We start from the raw sequence: 18064 nt of genomic DNA, 5'->3' as shown, positions 1-18064 counted from the left end.
CGGCGCATGGAACTGTCGCCCGAAGAGTACGGTGCCTACTGGCGCGCCTCGATCCGCGTCGCGGCCGGTCTCGTGTTCGTCTCTCTGTGCTACTGGTTCGTCGTTTCGCCGCTTCTCGGACACTCCGACGTGGGTGCCGTTCTGATGGGTATCGCCATGTTTGGCGCAGTCGTGTTCGTCGGGACGTTCGCGGCGATGCTCGGACTGGCTCGCGTCGTCAGAATCGCGGTCGATGCGGAGATGCGCGGTTGAACCCCCACGAGACGCCCGGGATCCCGTCGCTCGGCGGTAGGGCGGTCCGATACCCTTTACCAGCTTCGTTCCGAAACTGCGCCCATGAGTTCCGTACCCGACCGATCCGAGGTCGACGAGCGCTATACGTGGGATCTCGAGAGTATCTATGCGACCGACGACGACTGGGAGGAAGCCTACGAGGACGTCACCGAGCGCGTCGGCGAACTCGAGGCGTACGAGGGAGACGTAACCGACGACGCCGAAACCCTCCTCGCGGTGCTCGAGTGTCGCGACGAGCTCATGCGGGACGTTTCGACCGTCGCAGCGTACGCCCGGATGCGCCGCGACGAGGACACGACGGACCAGGAGTATCAGGCGCTGACCGCCCGTGCGCAGTCGCTCGCATCCGACGTCCAGTCTGCGGCTTCGTTCATCGATCCCGAGCTACAGGAACTGACCCGCGAGGAGTTCGACGCGATGGTCGAAACCGAGAGCGACCTCGAGACCTACGATCACTACGTCGACGACGTGTTGCGGATGAAACCCCACACTCGCTCGGCGGAAGTCGAGGAGTTGCTCGCGGACCTCGGTGAGGTCATGGGTGCGACGGGCGAGGTCTACACGATGCTCTCGAACGCGGATATGGCGTTCCCGACGGTCGAAGACGCCGAGGGCACGCCCGTCGAGATAACACAGAGCAACTTCACAACCCTGCTCAAGCGACCGGATCGGGACTTCCGTCAACGCGTCTACGAGGGTTACTTCGACGAGTGGACGTCGATGCGAAACACGGTCGCTACCGCGTACAAAAACAGCGTCAAAGCCGACGTCAAGACCGCTCGAGCGCGAAACTACGACACCGCTCGAGAGGCCGCACTGAACGGCCCCAACGTCCCCGTCTCGGTCTACGATACGCTCGTCGACTCCGTCCACGACAACCTCGACAAGCTTCACCGCCACGCCGAACTCAAACGCGACGCACTGGACGTCGACGAACTTCGGATGTGGGACCTCTACATGCCCCTGACCGGCGGCGAAGGGCCGGACCTCGAGTACGAGCAGGCGACCGAGTACGTCGTGGACGCCCTCGAACCGCTTGGCGAGACGTACCGCTCGCGCGTCGCAGAGGGACTCGAGTCGCGCTGGGTCGACGTCTACGAGAACGAAGGGAAGCAATCGGGTGCATACTCCGGAGGAACGTACGACACCCAGCCGTTTATTCTGATGAATTACCAGGACGACATCACGTCGATGTACACGCTGGCCCACGAACTCGGCCACTCGATGCACTCCGAACTCACCAAAGACGAACAGCCGTTCGTCTACTCCGGTTACGAGATCTTCGTCGCGGAAGTCGCGAGCACCGTCAACGAGGCACTGTTGACGAACCACCTGCTCGAGACGGTCGACGATCCCGCGTTCCGTAAACACGTCCTGAACGAGTTCCTCGAACGCGTTCGTTCGACGCTCTACCGCCAGACGCTCTTTGCGGAGTTCGAACACGAGGTCCACCGACTCGAGGAGGAGGGTTCTCCACTCACCGCCGATCGCCTGGACGAACTTTACGGTGAACTCAAAGCCAAGTACTACGAACCGGCCGTCGTCGACGACCGCATCGCACGCGAGTGGATGCGCATTCCACACTTCTACCGGGCGTTTTACGTCTATCAGTACTCGACCGGCATCTCCGCTGCGCTCGCGCTCGTCGATCGGATCCTCGAGGAAGGCGAGACGGCCGCCGAGGAGTACCTGGCGTTCCTTCGACGCGGCTCGCGCGAGTATCCGCTCGAGTTGCTCCAGGTTGCCGGCGTCGACATGAGCACGTCCGAGCCGATCGACCGTGCGCTCGCGACCTACGGCGAGCGCCTGGACGAATTCGAGACGCTGCTGGCCTAACGTCACGTCAGGAGTCGAACTCGAGCGTCGCCGCTGGCATCCCCTGGTGGTCGTTACGGCCGTCGGCATTGCTACGATATTCCACCGAGACCCAAAGGCACATTTACCGTCGATGACTTACGAGCCTACAACAGGATGTCTCGAAGTCCGTCTCTTCCCGACCGACCACATCGAGAGATAGATCCCGATCTGCCCGACGACGAGCGCTTCGAGGCGCTTCGTGGGCACTTCGCGGATCTCGTGGACGTACACGAACAGCTCGAGGGCCAACTCGAGGACGCGGAGAACCGACGACAGCGACTGCAAGAGCGCGTCGACCGCGTCGAACGCGAAAACGAGACGCTCAAAAGCTCGTCGCTGTACATCGCGACCGTCGAGGACGTCATCGACGACGGCGAGGTCGTCGTCAAACAGCACGGAAACAACCAGGAGGTTCTCACCGAAGTCTCGCCGCGGATGGCCGAACGGGTTACGGCCGGCGACCGCGTGGCCGTCAACGACTCCTTTGCCATCCAGACGGTCCTCGAGGCCGAAACCGACGCGCGCGCTCAGTCGATGGAGATCACCGAGCGTCCGTCCGTCGGCTACGAGGACATCGGTGGAATCGACGAGCAGATTCGGGAGGTCCGCGAGGCCGTCGAACAGCCCCTGATCGAACCCGAACTCTTCGAGGAGGTCGGTATCGATCCGCCGAGTGGCGTCCTCCTCTACGGTCCTCCGGGAACCGGAAAGACGATGCTCGCGAAAGCCGTCGCGAACAAGACCGACGCGACCTTCATCAAGATGGCCGGCTCGGAACTCGTCCGAAAGTTCATCGGTGAGGGATCGCGGCTCGTTCGCGACCTCTTCGAGATGGCTCGCGAACGCGAACCGGCTATCATCTTCATCGACGAAATCGACGCCATCGCCGCCACGCGGACGGAGTCGAAAACGTCGGGCGACGCCGAAGTTCAGCGGACGATGATGCAACTGCTCGCGGAGATGGACGGCTTCGAGGCCCGCGGCGAGATCCGTATCATCGCGGCGACGAACCGCTTCGACATGCTCGACCGCGCCATCCTGCGTCCGGGTCGGTTCGATCGGCTCATTGAGGTCCCCGAACCGAACCGCGACGGCCGCGAACAGATCTTCGAGATCCACACGCGCGGCATGAACGTCACCGATGACGTCGACTTCGACACGCTCGCGGACGACACCGAGGGCTACTCCGGTGCCGACATCGAGAGTCTCGCGACCGAAGCCGGCATGTTCGCCATCCGCAACGAGCGCGAGGAGATCCGCCATCAGGATTTCCTCGACGCCGTCGAGAAGGTCGAAAACGACGACTCGAGTGACGTCGTCTCGTCGGCTGGTTACTTCTACCAGTAGCGACTCCCTCGATCACAGGTCCCGATTTGTGAATTATCACATCGGTAGTCCTTTCACGGAGAGAACGCCAGCTACTGTCAATGACTCGGGGGAAACGAACAACGCGTCTTTCCGAACGGAGAAGGGCAGTGATTTGTGCATCGTCGGCGTCCATCGTTGGAGCTATCGCCGGGTGTATGCAGCCGCTTCTCGAGCAGTCAGAAGAACAAGAAGAAGAAAGCACCACCACGGAGGGCGATGCGGATTCTGGACAAGCGAATACGGATACTGACTCGGGAAACGGGGCCACCGACCACGAGAACGCTCGGTTGTATTCCGTCGATTCGTCGACGGGAGAGATAAACTGGACGCACGATACGGTTCCAAACGGCCAAGAGACACGCATCACGGCGGTCACAAGTGCCGAGGGGATGGTATTTTACGCGACGACCGACTCGGGCGGTGGTGATGAGCAAGACCCCGTCGTTCGTTGTCTCGACGCCGATACGGGCGATGAATTGTGGGAACACACGTTTGATGAGGGGTTTTTCGCTGGTCTCAGCCTCTCCGGTGACGAACTGTACGTCGCAAAGTGGCACGACGTGATCGTCCTTGACGTCGACTCCGGCGACAGACTCACGCAATACGGGTATTCCCCGTCGTACGCCGGCTTCGTCGAGGGTGATTCGCACCTGTACTTCCTCGGAAGTGATGCAGTCGCGTTCGATCCCGTCGGCGGCAGTGAACGGTGGAGTCGCGAACTGGAGAGAACCCCCGAAAGCAGGCCGATCTTCGAAGACGACGTTCTGTACTACGGAACCGAAACGGGACACGTCGTCGCACTGGATGCGACCGACGGATCGCAGTCGTGGGAAACTCGCGTCGACGGTAACGCGAGCCGGAGGCCAACGCTTACCGAGGATCACGTGTGGGTTCTGGACGAACAGGGGGTCGTTTCGGCGATAGATCGTACCGAAGGAGATCTCGTGTACGAACACGATGACCGCATCGACGGGCATCATATCGAGTCCATCGATACCCTCGTGTACATCCCGGAGTCGGAGAGTGCTAATCAGGGAACCGTCTACGAAGAAACCGTCACCGGTGGTGAACTCGAACTCTCCGAACGCTGGACGTATCCGTCATCCGATCTGTTCGTAATCACTCGAGACGGCGAATTTATCGGTGGGTGGAACGGAGTCAACCGAGTCAGTACAACCGGCGAAATTAGTATGGAAGCTGAATTCGAAGACGAGTATTCACCGTCGTTCGATCACGTAGAAGACTCGCTCGAGTCCACCAGTGATACGATATTCGTCGGAACGAGCCAATAGCATCCGGCGCAAAACTATCGACGAGAATCGCAAAACCTTACGCCGCGCGTCACCGACTTGGTGTATGAGCACGATTCGAGTCGTCTGGGGCTCTGCGTCGGCCCCAACGGCCATGTCGTCTTACGACGCCGCACTCGCAGACGCGGGCGTCGAAAACTACAATCTCGTCTCGGTCTCGTCCGTTATTCCGGAGGAGGTCGCCGTCGAAGCCGTCGGCACGGCGCCCGACCTCGGTCCCGCAGGCAACCGGCTCACCGTCGTCGAATCTCGAGCGACTACGGGTCCCGATACCGGATCGAGCGCCAGTCGCGTGAGCGCGGCGCTCGCCTGGGCACGATCGCTCGGCGATGGACCGGGATTGTTCTACGAGGCGGCCGACGAAACCGGATCCGAAGACGTCGAAGAGCGCGTTCGTGAGGGTCTCGCCGCCGGACAGGAGCTACGCGAGTGGACGTTCGACGAGCCACGCGTCGCCGTCGAAAGCAGCGAAGCCGATCCGGGAACGTACACCACGGCGGTAGTCATCGCAGCGTACGGCGGGAGCGTTCCGATTATCCCAGAGTGATCGAAGGCGAACTCTTTTGACTGATCGGCCCATTGATACGGGCACACACGTCTCATGAACGGAAATACGCCGTACGCAGGGCTGCCGGGGGAGACACAGGCTGGTCATCGAGCAGCGGCGGATATTCCGGACCTCTCGGGAACGCAAAAACGACTGCTTCACCGCGACGTCTCGCGGATTGCCGCCCGGACCCGCGAGTTCCTCCCCAACGAGTACGTCGTCGACGCCGACGTCTCGAGTGGGATCTCCGGCCCACAGGTAACTGTCGCGGTCAGACCGCCCGTCGGCCACCCCGTCAGTGCCGGATTCACTCCCGATCTCGAGGACGCATCCGAGGAGATCATCACCTCCGACGAGCGAAACGAAGTCGCTCGCGGCCTCGCCGCAAGCGCCGCGTTTCAGGTGAAACAGGCGGTCAGCGAGAACGTAACGCCGACCGGAAAGTAACGCTCCGAAAACGATGACGTCTCTTGTACGCCGATAGTAGCGTCCACGAGCAGGACATCCACAGGCTGAGCAGGCCGAGTGCCTCGGGGCTTGACAAGCGGTACTGTCCGAGAGCAGCCTTCCACCAGCACGGGTGGCCGATCAGTACAGCAGTTGCTCGAGTTGATGGGCGCGACGCTCGAGGTCGATCGCCGGATCGACGGTCGGATCGTCGGTGAGTCGCTCGAGCGCGAGGAGCGGGTCGGTGCCCGCCCGCTCGACGTCCCGCAGGAGCGATTCGATCGCCTCCCGATTGGTCGCGAGCGACGAACAGTGACCGATCGTGAGCGCGAGCGGGATCGCCTGATCGGGATCCGTCGGGAACGAGTCGCTCACGCGACCGAACGCTGGTATCTCGTCTTCTTCGCTCTCGACGTCGACTCCCGTTTCGGAATCGACGGAAGTCGTGTCTTCGGACTCGAGCGCCAGACAGTGAGTGCAGAACGTAACCATCGACGCTCCGTCGGGAGCGTACTCGAGAAACGCTGGAGGGACGGAAAACGAGATCGTCCGAGCGCCACACGTTGTGCAGGTCATCGACACGACTGTTGTTCGAGAACTGCAAAAACGCTTCTCCTCGTCGACGGTGGTGTGACGTGATCCCTGGCAATAGGGAGTGAAGTGGTCTGTGGCGGCCGGGGAGTAACGTGATCTGTGGCTGCGAGTGGTGGGAACTGATAAGACGCGACGATCGGTAGAACTGGTGTTGGGAAGCGCCGTGTGGTAGGAACGGGGCTTAGGCGGTATACAGTGGTATAACGCGGTTCAAAATGGTGTAGGGCCGATATGAGATTGTAGCACCGACGGCTAGTTTCCGGGGACGCCGCCCGCAGTCGCCTGTTCCATCTCCGCTTCGTCGGCCTCGCGTTCCGCTTCGGCCGCTCGCTCGTCTTTTTCTTCCTGCTCTTTCTTCTCTTTGATCTTCTTCAGCCGGAACGTTTCCTCGCGCTCTTGCTCTTCGAGTTTCTGCTCGATGTACTCCTGGTTCTCGTAGAGCTCCGGCAGGAGTTTGAACTCGAGGGCGTTGACTCGACGCTTGGTCGTCTCGATCTCTCGAAGCATCTTCTTCATCGCGGTCTCGACTTCCGCGGCGAGGATGATGCTTTCAAGGAGGTCTTCGTAGGCCTCTGCGGCCTCGTCGATGCGGGCCGACGTGCCCATGATCCCGTAGCCGCGTTCGTCCAGACTCTTCGAGACTCGAGAGGACTCGATCTGCGGAACGACGACGCCCATGATGTTCTTCGACTCGGTCGTAATTTCGGGGTGTTCCTGCAGGGCTGCGGCGGCTCCCCGGACCGCGACGTCGCCCTCCATGGCTCGAGCCATGTTGATTTTCTTCTGTGCCGATTCGTAGTCGTCCGAAAGCTCGCCGCGGACGTCCTGGGCCTTGTCCAGAATGTCCATGAACTCCATGATCAACCCGTCACGCTTTTTCTCTAGGGTCCCGTGCCCGCGCTCGGAGAGCTCGATCCGGTCTTCGATCTCCATGAGATTCTTGCGGGTTGGTTTGACGTCGTTGGCCATCTTGTGGGGTGCTTGCGCCCGCAGTCGGATAACTGTTTACAGTTCGAGTCCGTGACGCGGCGAGATCCGTGCCGATCCGCAGCCGTGGGTACCTCGGCGGCTACACGCTCACGCCGGTACTGACGAGTATCCAGAGTCCGAGAGCAACGCAACCGACACCGGCCAGTCCGAACCCCGATCCGCGCAGGAGTAGTCGCCGTCGCGTTTCCCCCTCCGTCGCGTCCGAAATCAGGAACGTCGGAGACTCGCCACCGACGATCGCAACGTCCGCGTCGATCCCTGCCGGCGAACGCTCGGCCTGACCGACGACGTAACAGTGTCCGTCGAGGTCGAGACGCCGCTCCGTGTAACGTCGATTTCCGATCCCAGCGCCGAAGGGGCCGCCGATATTGATCGAGAAATCCACGTTCAACGAGCGCAAGAACCCGGGCAGTGGTGAATCGCCGTTCGGGTTCCGTGTTCGTTCGCGCTCGAGAGAAAGCGACGCTCCGTCGGGATCGACGTAGGCCCGTCCCGACTCGTCCTCGAGGACGAACGGCCGTCGATCCGTTCCGTCTTCGATGGTTCGCCACCTGCTCCCCGACCGTTTCCCGCCGCGATTTCGACGCTGTTCGATCGTGTACTCGTAGGCGACACACGACTCGTCCATCACCGGTGACTCGAGCGTGGTTTCGTGTTCGCGGACCGCTCCCTCGACTTCGACCGAACCCGACCGCGAAATAGCCTCTCGAACCGGAACCGGGTCGTCGGCACCCAGCCGTCGCCACTGCCGAAGCGACGAGGTGCCTGTCCATATCCCAGCCACACCGAGGGCAGCGAGAATACCGCCGATCGCCAGCGAAACGAGGTCCATATCAGTTGTCGTTACTCTACTGGTATAAGAACTCTGTCAGTCTGCTTCGTTGAAGTCACTCGAGCACATCGAATCTGTCCCACCGCATCAGGTACGCAGCGACTCGCGTCGTGACTCGATCCTCACTTTGCCTCGTGGCCCTCCGGCGATCCCGAGCCGCGTCGCCGTCGATACTGGTCCTCCGCGACCATCGCGATTCCGCCGACGAGGAGCAGCCACATCAGCACACTTGCCGTATCATCGAGGAGGATTCCATATCCGCCGACGCTGGCTACGAGAACCCCGATGATGGACGTCGTCGGGCGATCGTAGACGCCGGGAACGACGTACGGTGCGAGGAGCGCGAAGGTGATGGCGGCCCCAACGACGATCGTCATCGCCGATCGCAGTTCCGGATACCGCGTCGCCAGTACGCCGGCACCGAGTACGGTACCGGCCAGTAGAAGAACCACGATCGATCCGCCCTTCGTCGGTCTGGGGATCATACGATAATTCACGCTGAGAAGGACATTATATTACCGAACAGTTTCCAACAACACATCCGTATGCGATCCCACAACTACTTGCGTCGACACTTGGAATCGCACAATCTTCCATACGAGACATCGTTACCGTTTCACTATCTAGACTGAGACGCCACGGTGCTCTTGTTTCCCAGCGGGCATTCCCTTGTTTTGGAGGTTCTCGATTACCAGTTCGACCGCCCCCGAATAGCGCTATTGTCGGTGTCGTAGCCGAGTCCGGCTCGGCGCTCGATCACTACGTACTCCTGGTTTTTCGACTCCGGCAGAGTACTCAAATCATCCCCTGTAGACCGACGAGTCAGACGAGTTATCCGAGAAACTGTTCTCGGGAGTTGAATCGAACCGTCACCGAAAATTGACGGAAACAGCGACTGCGATGCAGGCAAACACTATTCCGGCAAGGCCGTACTGAAACGCTGAAAGGTAGCTCTCTGTGAGGTACACCACGGTTCCTGTACCACCGCCTACGAATGCGATATCGATCCCGATTCGAATTGCCGAACGGAACGTTCCATCGTAACGGGGAATCGGATCTGCGTTTGAGACCTTACCATATATGAATACTATGGTCCCCCAGATAAATCCAATAAGAAATGCAATTATAACATTAAATTCCATACTAGTTTTAAGTAATTTATGTAATGTTGTCGTCTTCACACAACTATTATACTCAATATATTTTTGAGAGACACTTGCGTTGTAGCTATTATAGCAAGGCTTCGGTATGGACTCCCGTGAATTCTTCCACCGGCCCCTTATCGATTACGTCTTCCGGATCAGGGTCGTATTCGCCCGAGCCTCCAAAAACGAGCTGGGATGTACTGACAGTGCCACCACTTTCTCGATCCCAAAATGCGACCGTCCCATCGTTACCGGAAAAGATCCCATCTAGGACCGTTCCGGATATAAATGCGCAGATGCTGTCAGGGATCGTCCTTATTAGGGGGTGGTCAGAAATCTTCTTTAAGAGCTGCTTAATGGTTTTGCTTTTCGATCCTACTAGGATAAAAAGCGCGTCACAAACGACACCATAGGCGATAGCATCTCCGAGGTCGTCGAATTTGTAATCGCCTAATTCCATCGCGACGTGATAATACATGTGGTCATCGTAACCGATGGTCCCGCAACTTCCGAGATATTTCTCGGCCACATCCACCTGTTGGAAAATCACACCACTGGACTGAATACTCACACCCTCCGTCGCATCGACGATCTCTACCGGATCCACGGCCTCCAGTTTTGTATCTACAGATTCAACATTCGGATCCCCGACACCAGTCATAGAACGAGTCTGTTCCTTCAAATTGTCATCCATTGGGCTTTGTTGAAATCCTATTTTTTAGACATATTCTCAACTGAAACAGCCGGTCGATGAGGTCTGCGGATTGGTCAAATCGGCATTTGGGTTCCCTAAAGACATTTAGGGACTCATCTCAAATATTTGACTATGAAGCGACGGAAATTCCTTGCTGTCGGCGGTCTTGCTTTTGGTGCAGGGTATGCATTGTACAGGTCACGAACACCGTCAATTCCCAATGATATGGATGTGGATACGCTGTACACCGAAGGAAACGTTTTCGGACTTCCTGTATTAGGTTATAGGGAACAGTCGTACACGATAATAGCAGATGGAGAAACGGCAGACACTGAATTCAGAGACGACCACCCGGACGGGTCTGATTTTGCGGAAGAGACCAATTTTGAGGAGTCGTATATTCTTGTTGCTCAATATGGAACGCGATCAGAAGAAGATCTTGTACTGGATTCGATTGAACGCATTGAGTCTGGCCTGCGGGTTGCTATTTCGGTAGATAAGCCATTTCTTATCGACCATGATGACCTCAAAACACATTCCTATCTCATTCGAATCACCGATAAGGAAGGCGTGCCAGATTCGGTCGATCTCACTATAGCTGAGTAGTTATTTTCTCTTGGACAGATCACCCTTGTTGAGCGATCCTAGACCCCTCCACAGTTTGCGCCACTTGCTTCCCGTTAGTAGCACTCAATAATACCTTTCGGTCATTCATACATATTCAGGATTACTGATGAGAAAAGCGTCTCCGATTCAGTAGATGTCAATATAGAAGGCTATGGATGAGTGGGTTATTTTGTCAAAATTCGATACCCGTGTTGTGTAGATCTCCTGTATTGACCGCTCAGAGTGACCGGTCGAGATTATGAACGAGACAGGCGATAGTGAGTTCACGGAACTGTTTCCACCAGCGTCGTGAGCGGACGAACGCACCGTACTTCCGCTTGAGAGTTGAATTGACGGTCTCAGACTGACTTCGTTGGCCGTAGAGGTCAGCGTCCAAGCGTGCGTTCCATGCCTTGTGAAGTGGTGTGAACTCACGATGCTTGATCAGTGGACGTACTTCATGTTGACGGGCAAGTCGTCTGATCTTCTGATCGTCGTACCCTTTGTCACCGAGCAGGATGTCAATGGTCTCGGGATTGCGCTTGATCAACGATGGGGCGATCTGGCTATCGTGTTTTCGTGTCGTTGTCACGTGTAGATCGAGGACCGCGTTTAGCTTCGTATCGACCAGTAGCGTCACTTTGAGCTGCTGAATCGTGAGTTCGGCTCGTTTTGTGTAGTGTTTTGAGGCGTGACTGCGGTCGAAGCCTGAAGCGTCGATCCCCACAACTCCATTGGTCGGAAGCAGTGAAACAGAGAGATTGAGAAGCACTCGCCAGACGGCCATATCGAGTCTATCGAACGCTTTGCACAGCGTGGATGGAGCAGGAAGTTCGGTGAGGTTGATCGCGTTCCGAATACGGGGCATCTCGATGAGTTCGTCGAGAAGTGTTCGATACGTTGTGTCTTTCCGAACTTTGAGACACAGGAGAACGATGTGCTGATGGAGAGTGTAGCGTTGTTTCGAGAACTTTGAAGAGTATCGAGCTACGGCACGTTGAGCTAACTGAAATGCTTCCTCGACAAACTGGAGCAACCGAGACTTTGGGAGCGTCTGCATCTACTCAAACTACCGACTGGATCTGTAACTTACTAAGGATTTCAACAGAGCCATCCATTGGTGAATCCGTCAGACCCTCTGCAGTTCTTGCATATTTCATCTCAGCGAATACAGCCTCACCCTTCCCTAAATCAAGTCGCAACAGCATTTCTGTCTCCGCGGTCTGGACTCTTCGGTAGATGAATTCTTCTCTTTCGACATAATTTTCAGCTTTGAAATCATCCTCGGAGTGGAGATTTCTTACCGATTCGTCGTGCGCTCCAGCCGATCCGCTAAGACTAATCGCGCCAAGCCCAATGGCCCCCGATTTCTTGAGTAGGTTTCGACGCGATCTGCTATTATTATCATCTATTCTCATTTAGAAATAATATATTAAAGAATATAAATTTTATGCGTATGAAATATTTCAATTAATATAGTTAGAAGTAACATGGGATCGGTGAACGGAGTCAAAGTATGTCCGTACAAAAGTTACTGCTGGCAGGTGGTAACCAGGTGTAAAAATGCGATCAACGAGAAACTGGACCTAGTAAAACCGAAACGTCTGGTTGGTAGGACTGGATATAGGGGTGGTGATCCTGTCTCCGCTCGCCACGTCGCGGTCTGAAAAAATCGCGTTTCCGATCAGTCCGCTGTCGTTTCGACCTGCTCGACTTCTTCCTCGCGATAGTGCTCTTCGATGAGGTCCTCGCCGATACGGTTGAGTTCCTCTTTCGGAAGCGTCGACAGCAGATCCCAGCCAATCTCGAGCGTGTCGTCGATCGATCGGTTGGTATCGTAGCCCTGCTGGGCGAACTCGTCCTCGAAGCGGTCAGCGAAGTCGAGGAACTTGTTGTCACGCTCGGATAGCGCTTCGCGACCGACGATGTTCACGAGGTCGCGCAGGTCCTCACCCTCCGCGTAGGCGGCGTACATCTGGTCGGAGACGTCGCCGTGGTCCGCGCGGGTGAGGCCCTCGCCGATCCCGTCGTCCATCAGCCGCGAGAGGCTGGGCAGGACGTTGATCGGCGGCTCGATCCCCTGACTGTTCAGGTCCCGGTCCATCACGATCTGCCCTTCGGTGATGTATCCCGTCAGGTCGGGGATCGGGTGCGTGTCGTCGTCGCCGGGCATCGTGAGGATCGGAATCTGCGTTACCGATCCCTCGCGGCCTTCGATTCGACCGGCACGCTCGTAGAGCTGTGCCAGGTCGGTGTACATGTATCCGGGGTAGCCACGCCGACCCGGAACCTCCTCGCGGGCCGCACCGATTTCTCGCAACGCCTCACAGTAGTTCGTGATGTCGGTGAGGATGACGAGAACGTGGTAATCCTTCTCGAAGGCGAGGTACTCCGCCGTCGTCAGCGCGAGACGCGGGGTGACCGTCCGCTCGACCGCGGGGTCGTCCGCTAAGTTCATGAAGACGACCGAACGCTCGAGCGCGCCCGTGCGCTCGAAGTCCTGCATGAACTCGTTTGCCTCCTCCTGGGTGATCCCCATCGCACCGAAGATGACTGCGAACTCCGAGCCGTCTTCGTCGTCGCCTTCTTCTTCCTCCGGGACGGTCGCCTGCCGGGCGATCTGGAGTGCGAGTTCGTTGTGAGGCAATCCGGAACCCGAGAAGATCGGCAGCTTCTGACCGCGAACCAGCGTGTTCATGCCGTCGATCGTCGAGACACCGGTCTGGATGAACTCTTCGGGATACTCCCGGGAGTAGGGGTTGATCGCTTCACCGACGATGTCGATACGTTCGTCGGGAACGATCTCCGGACCGCCGTCGATCGGGTTCCCGGAGCCGTCGAGCACCCGTCCGAGCAGGTCCTCGGTGACCGGCATCTTCATCGTTTCGCCCAGGAACCGAACGGACGCGTTGCGGTCGATACCGCCGGTCCCCTCGAACACCTGAATCGAGACGAGTCCGTCGCTCGATTCCAACACCTGTCCGCGCAGGGTGTCTCCACTCGGCGTTTCGATCTCGACCATCTCGTCGTATCCGACGGGTTCGTCGACTTCGGCAAACACCAGCGGACCGCTGACTTCCGTGATTGTCTGGTACTCTTTCATGGTTAGTACAGACTCCGAATCTGTTCTTCGAGGTCCGATTCGATCTCGTCGATGAACTCGTTCCACTCGTCCGCGGTCCCCATCCGGTTGAGCCGTGGGGCGGCATCGACGTCTGCGATCTCTTCGACCGGAACGCCGGCGTCGAGTGCCGCGAACGCTTCGTCGTTGAACGTCCTGATCGCACCCAGCATCCGGTAGGTCTTTTTCGGATCGCAGTAGGTGTCGACGTCGTGGAACGCGTTCTGCTGGAGCCACGCTTCGCGGAGATAGCGAGCGACCTCGAGGGTTAGCTGCTGGTCGGCCGGAAGCGCGTCCTTGCCGACGAGCTGGACGATCTCTTGGAGTTCGTCCTCTTCGTCTAGGACGTCGACGGCCCACTGGCGAACCTCGGGCCAGTCTTCCTCGACGTTCTCTCTGAACCACGGATCGAGTTGCTGTTGGTACAGCGAGTACGATTCGTTCCAGTTGATCGAGGGGAAGTGACGCCGCTCAGCCAGGTCTGCGTCCAGCGCCCAGAAGGTCTTGACGATCCGAAGGGTGTTCTGAGTGACCGGCTCGGAGAAGTCACCGCCGGGTGGCGAGACTGCGCCGATGACCGACACCGATCCCTGCGTGCCGTTGACGTTCTGGAACAGGCCGGCGCGCTCGTAGAACTCCGAAAGCGAGGCCGCCAGATAGGCGGGATACCCCTCTTCGCCGGGCATCTCCTCGAGTCGACTCGAGATCTCTCGCATGGCTTCTGCCCACCGCGAGGTGGAGTCGGCCATCAGCGCGACGTCGTAGCCCATGTCGCGGAAGTACTCCGCGATGGTGATTCCCGTGTAGATACAGGACTCGCGGGCTGCGACCGGCATGTTGGACGTGTTTGCGATGAGGCACGTCCGTGACATGAGCGGCTTGCCCGTCTTCGGGTCCTCGAGTTCGGGGAAGTCCTCGATGACCTCGGTCATCTCGTTCCCGCGCTCACCACAGCCGACGTAGACGACGATGTCCGCGTCGGCCCACTTGGCGAGTTGGTGCTGGGTGACCGTCTTTCCGGAGCCAAAGGGTCCGGGGATCGCCGCCGTTCCACCCTTGGCGATCGGGAAGAGGCCGTCGAGAATTCGCTGACCCGAAACGAGCGGGATCGTCGGGGTCTTCTTTTCGTCCGCGGGACGGGCTTTACGCACCGGCCACTCCTGGTGCATCGTTACGTCCTCGCCCGACGAAAGCTCAGCGACCGACTCGTCGACGGTGAACTCGCCCGTCTCGATGGACGTGACGTCGCCACCCTCGTAGTCGGGCGGAACCATCACCTTGTGGGTGATGCTCGCGGTCTCGGGGACTTCACCGATGACGTCGCCGGGTTCGACCGCATCGCCTTCGTCGACGACCGGCTCGAACTCCCACTCCTTCTCGAAGTCGATACCGGGCGCGTCGACCCCGCGGTCGAGAAACGCCGTTCCCATCTTCTCTTCGAGAACGTCGAGTGGGCGTTGGACGCCGTCGTAGATGGCGTTTAGCATACCCGGTCCGAGGTCGACGGAAAGGGGCTCGCCCGTGTTTTCGACTGGCTCGCCCGGGCCGACGCCGGAGGTCTCTTCGTATACCTGAATCGTGGTCAGGTTCCCTTCGATTTCAATGACCTCTCCCATCAGCCCTTCCTCACCGACGTAGACGACGTCGTTCATCCGGGCGTCGAGGTCCGTGGCGGTCACGACTGGACCACTCACGCGTTCGATTACACCGTCTTCGTCGACGGTTTCGATCTCTTCTGCCTGACTCATAGTTGTTGTCTCACTCGTTGTCTTCGTCCTCGTCCATCAGATCGATACCGATCGCACGCTTGATCTGATCGCGCAGGCCGCCACCACCGGTTCCGGAACCGATCGTGACGACGACTGGCTCGACGCTCGTTTCGACGTCCTGACGGACGTTCCGCGAGAGGTGTTCGAGGTCGCCGTCGTGCATGACGACGATACCGACGCCATCGTCATCGAGGACGTTCGTGACGGCGTCGTCTAACTCTGTCCCTTTCTCTTCGGCCGCGACGTTCTCGAACCGACGAACGCCGGCCAATCTGAAACCGGTCGTAAACTCCGGATCGCCAACGACTGCGATTTCCTGGCTCATAGGATCACCAGCTCCTCTTCGATCTCGCTTTCGTCGAGGCCGACCTCGCGGCCTCGAGCGATCGCACGGATGTTTTCGACCTCGCGCTCTTTGGCGAGGATGTACGACAGAACGGCCGAAACGGAGGTCGGATAGATGCTCGATAGCGTATCCGAGTACTCGAGCAGTGCTGCGTCGAGTGCGTGCTCGAACTGAATGAGGCTGTCTGCGTCTCGGAGTCGGTCGAGCGCACCGGAGAGTCTCCCGGCGTATCGTTCGTTCTCCGCGATGTGGTCGACGAGTTCCTCTTCGTTTCCGACGAGGCGACTCAGTTCCGACTGACTGAACAGGGTCCCGCCTTCGATGTAGTACGCGCCGGGATCGAGGTCGGCACCGCTGCGGGCGAGTCGGAGCGCGTTTCGAAGGTTTCGAAAGTCGATCTCCGCCTGAAGGAACTCGACGTAGAGCGCTTCGGGGCCTTCCATCGGCTCTCCGTAGGGTTGACCGACGTCCTCGAGGAGATGCTCGTAGAACTCGCGATCGAGAGCGTTCTCGAGCGGAACGAGCGCACCCGTTTGCTCGAACTCCTCGTATGCATCCGTGAGCGAGTCAGCGAAGATGGTTCCGGAGAGAACCTCGATGGCGTCCTCGACCGTCTCGACTTCGAGGAGCTGATCGATCGTTCGATCTTCGAGCTCGCCGGCCCGGATGAGGTCCGTTCGGATCTCTTCGGGATCGCTTTCGGTGTAGATCCCGCGAATAATCGTTTTAACGTTCCAGACGTCGAACTTCCGAAGGTATCGTGAGATCAGGTCGTAGAGTCGTCCCTCCGACCAGTCGAGCAGATCGTCGAAGTGCTTGGCGAGGTTTCTATTCAGGGCGTATTCGATCAAGTCGACTCCCGAAAACCGTGCCCCGAGTGCGTTTATCTCGCGTTCGTACTCCGTCTCCTCCATAAATCGAGCGATCGCGCTCGGTCCCATCCGCACCAGCTTCCGATACTCGTCGTCAGCGAACAACGACGCTCTGCGCGAACGAACGCGGGCGTTTACGTATTCCGGATTCGAGGCGGATACACTCATTGCTCGAAGAGTCGATTGCTGATCTCGCGAAGGTTGTCCTCCCAGACGTCCTCGAGAACCGAGTCGAACGTGTTGTTGACGCGGAGTCGCGATCCCTCGCTCTCGATGACGACGCCGCCCAGACAGTCGTAAGAGCCGCTGTATTCGTAATCAGCGTACTCCTCGTCTTCGAGAATGGACTCGATCAGTTCCGCATCGTCGTCTCGACCGTAGACACTGACGTCGTCGCCGTTCTCGAACTCGACGCTTGCAGCATCGAGCAGCGATCGAGTGAGTTCCTCTCGGTCGTCGCCCTCGAGTGTGGCGAGTTCGGTTTCGACTGCCTCACGCACGTCACCGAGGACGTCACGCCGGGCCTCAAGACGCTGTTGTTTCGCCTCCAGTTTGGCACTGGAGAGTCGCTGTTCGCGAAGCTGCTCGATCTCGCGATCGACGTCTCGCTCTGCGCTCTCGAGGATCTCCTCGGCGTCCTCTTCGGCCGCCGAAACGATCTCCTCTGCGCGGGCTTCGCCCTCGGCGCGGATGTTTTCCGCACGCGCGCGGGCCTCGTCTCGAATGTCTTCAACGACAGTGTCCAAACTCATTGGTGTGAGAAAGGGCGGTTAGGGCATCAAGAAGATGACGACGATCGCGAAAATGACGAGCGTTTCCGGAAGCACCGTCATGACGATCCCTGGGACGAACATGTCGTCGTCTTCGGCAATTGCGCCGACTGCAGCGGCACCGATTCCTCGCTCGGCGTATCCCGCACCGAGCGCTGCGAGACCGACCGCGATCGCGGCAGCAGCTGCTGAGGTGTGTTCGTTCGCTGCGTGTGATTCCAGTACAAGGTTGGCGAGTTCTGGCGTAGATTCGATCATGGCTGAGTAGTACTCATTGTGGGCACCGTGCCCGAACAATCGTATCTGTCGCTGCACCCCTCATAAAACTCTCGAAAGAATTCGACATAGATAAACCGTATCACCCGGATTCGACCGGTCGAAACAGCCGATCGGACGACCGAAGCGATTCGGTGATCCGTCCCCGTCCTGATACCGATCCAACTGAAACGGGTTGTGCACCGATTGTACCGCTATCGTGTCGTTTGGCGCGTCTCGAGGCCCT

Annotated in this window: 21 protein-coding genes; 7 read left to right on the top strand and 14 right to left on the bottom strand. The window is 58.5% G+C overall.

Features of this window, described 5'->3' with window-relative positions:
- The first annotated feature begins 6 nt into the window (after positions 1–6).
- The 6 genes from EA462_RS11760 to EA462_RS11735 all read left to right on the top strand — a co-directional run bounded on the left by EA462_RS11760 (position 7) and on the right by EA462_RS11735 (position 5823).
- Positions 7–252, top strand: a complete 246-nt coding sequence (locus EA462_RS11760) for a hypothetical protein (RefSeq protein ID WP_124178763.1) — start codon at positions 7–9, stop codon at positions 250–252.
- Between the two features lie 84 nt (positions 253–336).
- The gene (pepF, locus tag EA462_RS11755; RefSeq protein WP_124178762.1) at positions 337–2130 is read left to right on the top strand and encodes an oligoendopeptidase F; all 1794 of its coding nucleotides are present in this window, start codon (positions 337–339) and stop codon (positions 2128–2130) included.
- Between the two features lie 135 nt (positions 2131–2265).
- On the top strand, positions 2266–3498 hold the full coding sequence (gene pan2, locus EA462_RS11750; protein WP_124178761.1) for a proteasome-activating nucleotidase Pan2: 1233 nt from the start codon (positions 2266–2268) through the stop codon (positions 3496–3498).
- A 176-nt stretch (positions 3499–3674) separates the two neighbouring features.
- Positions 3675–4811: an outer membrane protein assembly factor BamB family protein gene (locus tag EA462_RS11745; protein WP_165872054.1), complete on the top strand. Its 1137-nt coding sequence runs from the start codon at positions 3675–3677 to the stop codon at positions 4809–4811.
- A 64-nt stretch (positions 4812–4875) separates the two neighbouring features.
- Positions 4876–5376, top strand: a complete 501-nt coding sequence (locus EA462_RS11740) for a pyruvoyl-dependent arginine decarboxylase (RefSeq protein ID WP_124178759.1) — start codon at positions 4876–4878, stop codon at positions 5374–5376.
- A gap of 54 nt (positions 5377–5430) precedes the next feature.
- Positions 5431–5823, top strand: a complete 393-nt coding sequence (locus EA462_RS11735; protein WP_124178758.1) for a DUF5811 family protein — start codon at positions 5431–5433, stop codon at positions 5821–5823.
- Between the two features lie 141 nt (positions 5824–5964).
- On the opposite strand, the gene EA462_RS11730 is transcribed toward EA462_RS11735, so the two are convergent.
- The 6 genes from EA462_RS11730 to EA462_RS11705 all read right to left on the bottom strand — a co-directional run bounded on the left by EA462_RS11730 (position 5965) and on the right by EA462_RS11705 (position 10078).
- A complete protein-coding gene (locus tag EA462_RS11730) occupies positions 5965–6399 on the bottom strand; it encodes a DUF6276 family protein (protein ID WP_124178757.1) in 435 nt (144 codons plus the stop codon).
- A 270-nt stretch (positions 6400–6669) separates the two neighbouring features.
- Positions 6670–7386, bottom strand: a complete 717-nt coding sequence (locus EA462_RS11725; RefSeq protein ID WP_124178756.1) for a V-type ATP synthase subunit D — start codon at positions 7384–7386, stop codon at positions 6670–6672.
- 100 nt (positions 7387–7486) lie between these two features.
- Complete coding sequence (locus EA462_RS11720; protein WP_124178755.1) at positions 7487–8239, bottom strand: GIDE domain-containing protein; 753 nt, start codon at positions 8237–8239, stop codon at positions 7487–7489.
- Positions 8240–8361: 122 nt separating this feature from the next.
- The gene (locus EA462_RS11715; RefSeq protein WP_124178754.1) at positions 8362–8724 is read right to left on the bottom strand and encodes a hypothetical protein; all 363 of its coding nucleotides are present in this window, start codon (positions 8722–8724) and stop codon (positions 8362–8364) included.
- Between the two features lie 384 nt (positions 8725–9108).
- Positions 9109–9381 carry a hypothetical protein gene (locus EA462_RS11710; protein WP_124178753.1) on the bottom strand — a complete coding sequence of 91 codons (273 nt, stop codon included), beginning with the start codon at positions 9379–9381 and terminating at the stop codon, positions 9109–9111.
- 88 nt (positions 9382–9469) lie between these two features.
- A complete protein-coding gene (locus EA462_RS11705; RefSeq protein ID WP_124178752.1) occupies positions 9470–10078 on the bottom strand; it encodes a hypothetical protein in 609 nt (202 codons plus the stop codon).
- A 132-nt stretch (positions 10079–10210) separates the two neighbouring features.
- On the opposite strand from EA462_RS11705, the gene EA462_RS11700 reads away from it, so the two are divergent.
- Complete coding sequence (locus EA462_RS11700) at positions 10211–10684, top strand: hypothetical protein (RefSeq protein WP_243641406.1); 474 nt, start codon at positions 10211–10213, stop codon at positions 10682–10684.
- A gap of 238 nt (positions 10685–10922) precedes the next feature.
- Here the strand turns inward: EA462_RS11700 and EA462_RS11695 are convergent, their stop codons facing one another.
- The 8 genes from EA462_RS11695 to EA462_RS11660 form a co-directional block, all read right to left on the bottom strand.
- Complete coding sequence (locus tag EA462_RS11695) at positions 10923–11744, bottom strand: IS5 family transposase (protein WP_124178751.1); 822 nt, start codon at positions 11742–11744, stop codon at positions 10923–10925.
- A 4-nt stretch (positions 11745–11748) separates the two neighbouring features.
- The gene (locus tag EA462_RS11690) at positions 11749–12102 is read right to left on the bottom strand and encodes a hypothetical protein (RefSeq protein WP_124178750.1); all 354 of its coding nucleotides are present in this window, start codon (positions 12100–12102) and stop codon (positions 11749–11751) included.
- A 266-nt stretch (positions 12103–12368) separates the two neighbouring features.
- Entirely contained in the window at positions 12369–13787 is a 1419-nt protein-coding gene (locus EA462_RS11685; protein ID WP_124178749.1) for an ATP synthase subunit B, read from the bottom strand.
- Positions 13788–13789: 2 nt separating this feature from the next.
- Positions 13790–15553: an ATP synthase subunit A gene (locus tag EA462_RS11680; RefSeq protein ID WP_124178748.1), complete on the bottom strand. Its 1764-nt coding sequence runs from the start codon at positions 15551–15553 to the stop codon at positions 13790–13792.
- 10 nt (positions 15554–15563) lie between these two features.
- Positions 15564–15899 (bottom strand): V-type ATP synthase subunit F, encoded by a 336-nt coding sequence (locus tag EA462_RS11675; protein WP_124178747.1) that lies wholly within the window; start codon positions 15897–15899, stop codon positions 15564–15566.
- Positions 15896–16960 carry a V-type ATP synthase subunit C gene (locus tag EA462_RS11670; RefSeq protein WP_124178746.1) on the bottom strand — a complete coding sequence of 355 codons (1065 nt, stop codon included), beginning with the start codon at positions 16958–16960 and terminating at the stop codon, positions 15896–15898. The genes EA462_RS11675 and EA462_RS11670 overlap by 4 nt, the downstream gene beginning before the upstream one ends.
- Entirely contained in the window at positions 16957–17544 is a 588-nt protein-coding gene (locus EA462_RS11665; protein WP_124178745.1) for a V-type ATP synthase subunit E, read from the bottom strand. The genes EA462_RS11670 and EA462_RS11665 overlap by 4 nt, the downstream gene beginning before the upstream one ends.
- A gap of 18 nt (positions 17545–17562) precedes the next feature.
- Entirely contained in the window at positions 17563–17820 is a 258-nt protein-coding gene (locus EA462_RS11660; RefSeq protein WP_124178744.1) for a hypothetical protein, read from the bottom strand.
- Positions 17821–18064: the final 244 nt, after the last annotated feature.

The sequence above is a fragment of the Natrarchaeobius halalkaliphilus genome, assembly GCF_003841485.1.
Classification (GTDB): domain Archaea; phylum Halobacteriota; class Halobacteria; order Halobacteriales; family Natrialbaceae; genus Natrarchaeobius; species Natrarchaeobius halalkaliphilus.
The sequence above is the reverse complement of the archived record's forward strand: the minus strand, read 5'-3'. Positions and strand labels throughout refer to the sequence as shown.